This is a genomic window from Microbacterium sp., assembly GCF_003248605.1.
In the GTDB taxonomy this organism is placed as follows: domain Bacteria; phylum Actinomycetota; class Actinomycetes; order Actinomycetales; family Microbacteriaceae; genus Microbacterium.
Window position 1 is genome coordinate 1 of the sequence record NZ_QFPF01000116.1, and the last position, 7,585, is coordinate 7,585.

Consider the following 7,585-nt stretch of genomic DNA (forward strand, 5'->3'; position numbering starts at 1 on the left):
CGACCGGGTGGTGCCGAACTCGCTCTTGAACTCGTGCCAGGTGCCGCCGTCGATGAGGCGATCGATCACGACGCGCGGATCGTACGGCGCGGCAGCTTCGAGGGGTACGACATCGACGAGTGTCGCCGGATCCTCGGCCGGCGGCGTCGTGGTCTCCACCCGCCAGATCTGCGGCTGGGGTGGGGGCAGGGTGCGCACGATGTCGCGGACGATCTCGAGGGCGTGCGCATCGTCGTCGGCGAGGTGATCGATGACGCCCGAACGTCTGGCGTGCAGGTCTCCGCCGCCGAGTTCTTCGGCCGTGACCACCTCTCCGATCGCGGCCTTCACCAGCGGCGGCCCGCCGAGGAAGATCGTGCCCGTGCCGCGCACGATCACGCTCTCATCGCTCATCGCCGGTACGTACGCGCCGCCGGCCGTGCAGGAGCCCATCACCGCCGCGATCTGCGGGATGCCGGCCGCCGAGAGCCGCGACTGCGCATAGAAGATCCGCCCGAAGTGATCACGATCGGGGAAGACCTCGTCCTGCAACGGAAGGTAGGCGCCGCCGGAATCGACGAGGCAGACGCAGGGCAGCTTGTTCTCGGCGGCGATCTCGAGCGCGCGCAGGTGCTTCTTGACGGTGAGGGGGAAGTAGGTGCCGCCTTTGACGGTCGCGTCGTTGCAGATGACCATGATGTGGCGGCCGTGCACGAGCCCGATACCGGCGATCACGCCCGCTGCCGGAGCCTCACCGTCGTACATCCCCCACGCCGCGAGAGGCGCGATCTCGAGGAACGGGCTGCCCGGATCGAGGAGTCGCTCCACACGCTCGCGCGGCAGCAGCTTGCCTCGGGAGAGGTGACGATCGCGCGCGGCCCGCGGTCCCCCCTGCGCGACGGTGGCAAGGCGTCGTCGCAGCTGCTCGGCGAGAGTGCGCTGGGTCGGCGGGGCTTCTGCCTCGGCTCGTTCGATCATGGCGTCTCCGTCGATCGCCGCGGGCGTTGCCGCCCCGTTCGACTTTCGGTTAGTGTTCACTAACTGACAGCAGACTACTCTGGGAGGCGGGACGTGGCAACAGTCCGGGATGTCACGCCCGCCCCGCGCTCCGCTCGCGCCCTCGCCAAGGCCGAGCGTCGTGACGAACTGATCCGGACCGCCACTCGCCTGTTCGCCGAGCGGGGGTTCTCCGGAGTGGGCATCGAGGATCTCGGCGCGGCGGCGGGGATCTCGGGTCCGGCCGTGTATCGCCACTTCGCCACCAAGCAGGCGCTGCTGGGGGCGATCCTGCGCGAGGCGAGCGAGCAGCTGCACGAGGACGGCGCCGAGGTTGCGGCATCCACACCCGATCCCGCGAAGCGTCTGGATGCGCTCATCGCATTCCACATCGACTTCGCGGTGCGCAGTCCCGACGTCATCCGCGTTCAGGACCGTGACCTCGCCGCCCTGTCCGACGAGGATCGCGCCGCCGTCCGGCGCCTGCAGCGTGCCTACGTCGAGCTCTGGGTGGCCGCGCTGCGCGCCGAGGACCCGGCGCGCGCCGTCGCCGAGGCCCGCCTTCGTGCACACGCCGCCTTCGGGCTCATGAACTCCACGCCGCATGCGGGGGCAGGCGCGACGGATGCGGCGGCCCGCGCCGTGCTCACCGCAATGGCCCGCGCGGCGCTGCGCGCCTGACCCCACCGCCGCGCCGATACGCTGACTGCGGCGCAGAAGGGGGCACGACATGGCGGATGAGGACTCACTCGAGCGGGAGCACGCGTCGCAGCGCAGCCGCCGCGACTTTCTGCGCGCAGGCGGGTACGCCGCCGCGGGACTGCTCGTCGGCGGGGTCGCCGGAGGCGCCGCCGGTGCGGCGTTCGGGCATGCCGCGGGCGTGCGCGAGTCGGGGTCGGCGGCCCAGGAGGTTCGCGACGAGCCGGGGTTCGCCCACGTGGTCGTGCTGATGGGCGAGAACCGCTCCTTCGACAACCTCCTCGGATGGCTGTACACCCCCGCGACGATCCCGGCGGGCGAGAGATTCGCGGGCCTCGCGTTCGGCGAGTACGCCAATGCCGATCAGGACGGCACGAGCGTGCCGGCGCACGTCTACACAGGCTCGACCGATGTCATCATGGGCTCGCCCAACCCCGATCCGGGCGAGGAGTTCCCGCATGTGAACACCCAGCTCTTCGGCACCGTGCGGCCCGAGGGCAATCGACGCCTGTGGGTCGACGAGATGGCCGCCCCCTACAACGCACCCGACGCCGACGCGACGCCGACGATGGAGGGATTCGTCGCCGACTACCGCATCAACTACGAGCGGATGCACCGGGGCAAGGCTCCGAGCGCCGAAGAGGTCGCGCAGATCATGGGCGGATTCTCGCCCGAGATGCTGCCTGTGCTCTCGACCCTCGCTCGCGAGTTCGCCGTCTTCGACAACTGGTTCGCCGCGGTGCCGAGCCAGACCTACTGCAACCGGTCGTTCTTCCACGCCTCGACCTCGCACGGCTACGTGACCAACCGGGGCGGCAGCGGCTACGCCAAGTGGCTGGACGCGAACCCGGATCCGACGATCTTCAATCGCCTCGAAGAGGCGGGGATCAGTTGGAAGATCTACTTCGACGAACTCCAGCTCGTCTCACTCACGGGTGTCATGCACGCCCCTGTGCTCGAGCAGTACTGGCGCACCGGACGCTTCGGCTACATGTCGGAGTTCTTCGACGAGGCGGCGGCGGGCACCCTGCCCGCCTATGCATTCATCGAGCCGCGCATGGTGTACAACCACAACGACTTCCACCCGCCGTTCGGGGCGCTGCGCGAGAGCGAGGTCGACGGCGAATACATCGCCGATTCGGCCGATTCGGACGTGCGCGCGGGCGAGGCGCTCGTGGCGAGCGTGTACGACGCGGTCCGCACGAGCGCGAGCGCCGACGGATCGAACGCCCTCAACACCCTGCTGCTGATCACTTTCGACGAGCACGGCGGCACCTACGATCACATGCCGCCGCCGCGCGCGACACCCCCCACAGCGGACGCACCCGCCGGCGAGATGGGATTCGCGTTCGACCGGCTCGGGCTGCGTGTGCCGGCGATCGCCGTCTCGGCCTACACGCGACGCGGGACGATCGTGCACGACGAGATGCACCACGCCGCCGTGATTCGCACCCTCTGCCGCCTGCACGGGCTCGCACCGCTGACACGTCGCGATGAGGGGGCGAACGACCTGTTCGCGATCGTCAACCTCGACGCTCCCCGCGACCCCGCGACGTGGCCCGCCGTGCACCCGATGTGGGTGCAGCAGAACGCGGAGGAGGACGCACTCGCCGACCTCGCCCACGGCAAGCATCGCCTGAAGCCCCTGAGTCAGCCCGGCAAGGGTCTGCTCGGCCTGCTGCAGGCCCGCTACGGTCAGCCCGGCGACCCCGAGCCGCAGACCTACGCCGAAGCGCACGCGGTGCTCGCCGCGCACGCTCCCGGGCTCTTCTATCCCAAGGTCGACGCGTCGCCGTCTGCGTCGCCCGCCGCGTCCGCGTGACTCATGCGTAGAGCATCGCCCGTGCGGGATCGGTCAGCAGCATCCCGAGATCGGCGAGGAAGCGCCCACCCTCGGCTCCGTCGACGAGCCGATGATCGAACGACAGCGAGAGCGTCATGATCTCGCGCAGCGCGATCTCACCCCCGTGCTCCCACGGCCGTCGCCGCACGGCGCCGAGGGCGAGGATGCCCGCCTCGCCCGGATTCAGGATCGGCGTGCCGGCATCCACCCCGAAGACGCCGATGTTCGAGATCGTGAATGTTCCGCCCGTCATCGCAGTGGGGCTCGTGCGACCCTCGCGGGCCGTGCGGGCCAGCTCGTCGACGGCGTCGGCGAGCGCGGGGAGCGCAAGAGCGTCGGCGCCCCGGACGACAGGCACGACGAGTCCGCGCTCCGTCGCCACCGCGATGCCGAGGTTCACCGCGGTGTGACGCACGATCTCGCCGGCGGCGTCGTCCCACGACGCGTTCAGCTCGGGATGACAGGCAAGCGTCAGACATACCGCGCGCGCGGTGACCGTCAGGATGCCGATCCTGTGGGCCGAGAGAGACCGGTCCGCGCGGAGCGCGTCCACCAGCTCGACGCTGCGTGTCACGTCGACGTCGAGGAACGTCGTGACGTGGGGCGCGGTGAAGGCGCTTCGCACCATGGCCTCGGCCGTGCGGCGTCGCAGTCCGCGGATCGGAACCCGCTCGTCCGCTCGCGTTTCGGCGACCGCGGGCTGCTCTGTACGCGGCGCCGGCGGTTCGGCAGGGCGCGGGATGCGGGGACGCCGATGCGGGCGTCCGGCCGGAGACGCGGGCGCGCCGTAGCCGACGAGGTGCGGGGCCGGCCCCGCGTCGGGTCCGGCGTCGAGCACGGGCTCGCCATCCTCGTCGAGCGTGATGATGCCACCACCGACGGGCACGGTCTGACCGACGTCGGCGAGCAGTTCGCGTACGGTCCCGGCGCACGGCGAGGGGAGCTCGACGACCGCCTTGGCGGTCTCGACCTCGGCGATCGTCTGATTCAGATCGACGTGCTCCCCCACCGCCACCTGCCAGTGCACGAGTTCGGCGTCGGTGAGGCCCTCTCCGAGGTCCGGCAACGCGAAGGTGTAGGTCACAGCGTCACCCCCGTGAGTGAGTTCGGTCGGCCGAGCACCCGGTCCACACCGTCGAGGATGCGGTCGAGATCCGGCAGATGATGGCGTTCGAGCTTGGCGGGCGGGTACGGGATGTCGTGCCCGGTCACCCGGACGGGCGCGGCCGAGAGATCGGCGAAGCACCGCTCCGTGACTCCCGCGACGATCTCGGCGCCCAGTCCCCCTTGGAGCGCCGCCTCGTGGGTCACCACGACGCGCCCCGTTCTGCGCACGGACGCATCGAGGGTCGCGTGATCGATCGGCGAGAGCGAGCGCAGGTCGACCACCTCGATCGACACGCCCTCATCCTCGGCCGCGAGGGCGGCATCCAGCGCCACGGCCACCTGCGCGCCGTACGTGACGAGAGTGACGTCCCTTCCCGGGCGCATGATGCGCGCAAGACCCATCGGCGGCGCATCGGCGAGGCTGCGGTCGAGGTCCACCTCACCCTTGCTGTGATACAGCCGCTTGGGTTCGAAGAACACCACGGGATCGTCGCAGGCGATCGCCTGCCGCAGCATGGTGTACGCATCGCCGGGGTGGGATACCGCGACCACGCGGAGCCCCGCCGTGTGCACGAAGTACGCCTCGGGGGATTCGGAGTGATGTTCGGCGGCACCCACGCCGCCTGCCCACGGCACCCGGATCGTCAGCGGCATTTTCACGCGCCCGCGGGTGCGATAGTGCAGCTTCGCGACCTGGCAGACGATCTGATCGAAGGCGGGGTAGATGAAGCCGTCGAACTGGATCTCGACGACCGGCCGGAAGCCGCGGTACGCGAGGCCGACGGCCGTGCCGACGATGCCCGCTTCGGCGAGAGGGGTGTCGATGATCCTGTCGGCACCGAACTCTGCCAGCAGGCCGTCGGTCACACGGAAGACACCGCCGAGGCGCCCGATGTCCTCGCCCATGACGAGCACGCGCGGGTCGTCCGTCATCGCACGGTGCAGCCCTGCGCCGATCGCGCGGGCCATCGTCATCTCGCTCATCGTGCGTCCTCCCCGTCGTGGCCGGCGTCGACGAACCCGTCGAGGTAGGCGGCGAAGTGGGCGCGCTCCCGCGCGATCGCGGTGTGGGGCTCGGCGTACACGTCGTCGAAGACGGCGAGCGGGGCGCGGGATCGGTAGGTCAGGGCTGCCTCGCGCACCGCCCGCGCGAGTGCATCGCATCGGGCGGCGACATCCGCGGCGACTTCGTCGTCGAAGGCGCCCTGCGCGCGCAGATGCCGTTCCACGCGGGCGAGCGGGTCGCGGTGCCCCCAGCGATCCACCTCCGCATCCCGGCGGTAGCGGGTCGGGTCGTCGGCCGTCGTGTGCGGCCCCATGCGGTAGGTCACCGCCTCGATGTAGGCGGGTCCGCGACCCGATCGCGCATGATCCGCCGCCCACCGCATCGCTGCGAAGCACGCCAGGACGTCGTTGCCGTCCACCCGCAGACTCGGGATGCCGTAGCCCGGCGCCCGCCCGGCCAGGGGGCGCCGCGCCTGCACGCCCACGGGTTCGCTGATGGCCCAGTGGTTGTTCTGGCACACGAAGACGACGGGTGCGCGGAAGGACGACGCGAACACCATCGCCTCGTGCACATCCCCCTGACTGCTCGCGCCGTCGCCGAAGTACGCCACTGAGATCTCCCGCTCGGCGGCCTCGACCGGCGACGCCGCGCCCGCCGTGCCGCCCCGCTCGAGCGCGGCGTCCCGCTGGATGCCCATCGCGTACCCGACGGCGTGCAGCGTCTGCGCGCCGATGATGATCTGGGGCGGCGCCATCCGCACCGCCGCGGGATCCCACGACGAGTTCTCCTCCCCGCGCCAGACGCGGATCAGGTCGACGGGCGCGGCGCCCCTCACCCACGCCAGACCGTGCTCGCGGTAACTCGGGAAGACGAAGTCGGCGGCGTGCAGCGCCCGGCCCGTGCCGACCTGCGCGGCTTCCTGCCCGAGGCACGGCGCCCAGAGTGCGAGCTGACCCTGCCGCTGGAGGGCCACGCCCTCGCGATCGAGTCGCCGAACGATGCTCATATCGGTGAACAGACCGCGCAGAAGGTCGGCGTCGACATCCGCGATGTACGGATCGAGCGTGGGATCCGGGTGGCGTTCGCCCTCGGCGTCCAGCACCTGGGCGAGGTCGTCGTCCGCGGCGATCGCGCCGGGGTGGACAGTGGAGATCGGGTGCGTCATCGCGGCCCTCCTGGGTCTCGTCGGTCCTTGTGGGACGCTGTCGAGCTGCGGCGTCGTCGCCGCTGATTCGAGTGTACGAAGATTCGCACGACGCTCAAGCATGCGCGTGCGTATTGAGCAGGATGCGCCGAAGTGGCGGGTCGCATCGTGATAAAGTCCCGCACTATGAGCAAGCTGGATCACGTCGATCTCGCGCTGCTGAGCGCGCTCGCCGACGACCCGAGAGCCACCGTGGTCGCCCTGGCGGATCGGCTGAGCCTCTCGCGCAACACCGTGCAGGCACGCATGGCAAAGCTCGAACGCGCGGGTGTGTTCCTCTCCTTCGAGCGCACCATCGCACCGCACACCCTCGGCTATCCCCTCCAGGCCGCCATCTCGGTGCTCGTGCGCCAGACCGAGCTGCCCTCGATCGCCGCCCGCATCGCCGAGATCCCCGAGATCATCCAGGCGTACGGGCTCAGCGGTCAGGTCGATCTGCTCGTGCACGTCGCATGCCGTGACGCACGACACCTCTTTGATGTCGACGCCCGGATCCTCGCCGTCCCCGGTGTCGAGCGCACCGAGACCTCCCTCGTGATGGGCGAGATCATCCCCTATCGTGTCAGCCCTCTCATGGCGCTGGCCCGCAAAGCGGACTGAGTCTGCTCGCATCGTGCCCGAGCTCGCCGTGGCCAGGGCATACCCTACGGGGGTAGAGTAGAAGCATGAACGGCTACGTCGAAAACAAGGACGACCTGCTCAAGCGACTGCGCCGAGCCGAGGGTCAGGTGCGAGGCATCGCCCGCATGGT

The 7,585-nt window shown here is 70.3% G+C and carries 8 protein-coding genes; 4 read left to right on the top strand and 4 right to left on the bottom strand.

Annotation, left to right across the window (positions count from 1 at the left end; translation table 11 throughout):
• Positions 1-957 (bottom strand): carboxyl transferase domain-containing protein (locus DI573_RS12795; RefSeq protein ID WP_292814951.1); only part of this gene is annotated, 957 nt, incomplete at its 3' end.
• A gap of 93 nt (positions 958-1,050) precedes the next feature.
• Between DI573_RS12795 and DI573_RS12800 the strand changes: the two genes are divergently transcribed.
• Both DI573_RS12800 and DI573_RS12805 read left to right on the top strand, forming a co-directional pair.
• A complete protein-coding gene (locus DI573_RS12800; RefSeq protein WP_292814953.1) occupies positions 1,051-1,656 on the top strand; it encodes a TetR/AcrR family transcriptional regulator in 606 nt (201 codons plus the stop codon).
• A gap of 49 nt (positions 1,657-1,705) precedes the next feature.
• On the top strand, positions 1,706-3,496 hold the full coding sequence (locus DI573_RS12805) for an alkaline phosphatase family protein (protein ID WP_292814956.1): 1,791 nt from the start codon (positions 1,706-1,708) through the stop codon (positions 3,494-3,496).
• Between the two features lies 1 nt (position 3,497).
• Here the strand turns inward: DI573_RS12805 and DI573_RS12810 are convergent, their stop codons facing one another.
• The 3 genes from DI573_RS12810 to DI573_RS12820 are packed head-to-tail and all read right to left on the bottom strand — an operon-like array spanning position 3,498 to position 6,795.
• On the bottom strand, positions 3,498-4,601 hold the full coding sequence (locus DI573_RS12810; RefSeq protein ID WP_292814959.1) for a dihydrolipoamide acetyltransferase family protein: 1,104 nt from the start codon (positions 4,599-4,601) through the stop codon (positions 3,498-3,500).
• A complete protein-coding gene (locus DI573_RS12815; RefSeq protein WP_292814961.1) occupies positions 4,598-5,608 on the bottom strand; it encodes an alpha-ketoacid dehydrogenase subunit beta in 1,011 nt (336 codons plus the stop codon). The genes DI573_RS12810 and DI573_RS12815 overlap by 4 nt, the downstream gene beginning before the upstream one ends.
• Positions 5,605-6,795 carry a thiamine pyrophosphate-dependent dehydrogenase E1 component subunit alpha gene (locus DI573_RS12820; RefSeq protein ID WP_292814964.1) on the bottom strand — a complete coding sequence of 397 codons (1,191 nt, stop codon included), beginning with the start codon at positions 6,793-6,795 and terminating at the stop codon, positions 5,605-5,607. The genes DI573_RS12815 and DI573_RS12820 overlap by 4 nt, the downstream gene beginning before the upstream one ends.
• A 165-nt stretch (positions 6,796-6,960) precedes the next feature.
• Between DI573_RS12820 and DI573_RS12825 the strand changes: the two genes are divergently transcribed.
• Together DI573_RS12825 and DI573_RS12830 are read left to right on the top strand one after the other, a co-directional pair.
• Complete coding sequence (locus DI573_RS12825; RefSeq protein ID WP_292814966.1) at positions 6,961-7,434, top strand: Lrp/AsnC family transcriptional regulator; 474 nt, start codon at positions 6,961-6,963, stop codon at positions 7,432-7,434.
• Positions 7,435-7,499: 65 nt separating this feature from the next.
• A partial coding sequence (locus tag DI573_RS12830) for a metal-sensing transcriptional repressor (protein WP_292814969.1) occupies positions 7,500-7,585 on the top strand: 86 nt, incomplete at its 3' end.

Bases quoted from the DNA above. Each gene is read 5' to 3' on its own strand.
- DI573_RS12805 (WP_292814956.1), top strand. From the start codon at position 1,706: ATGGCGGATGAGGACTCACTCGAGCGGGAGCACGCGTCGCAGCGCAGC.
- DI573_RS12825 (WP_292814966.1), top strand. From the start codon at position 6,961: ATGAGCAAGCTGGATCACGTCGATCTCGCGCTGCTGAGCGCGCTCGCC.
- DI573_RS12815 (WP_292814961.1), bottom strand. From the start codon at position 5,608: ATGAGCGAGATGACGATGGCCCGCGCGATCGGCGCAGGGCTGCACCGT.
- DI573_RS12820 (WP_292814964.1), bottom strand. From the start codon at position 6,795: ATGACGCACCCGATCTCCACTGTCCACCCCGGCGCGATCGCCGCGGAC.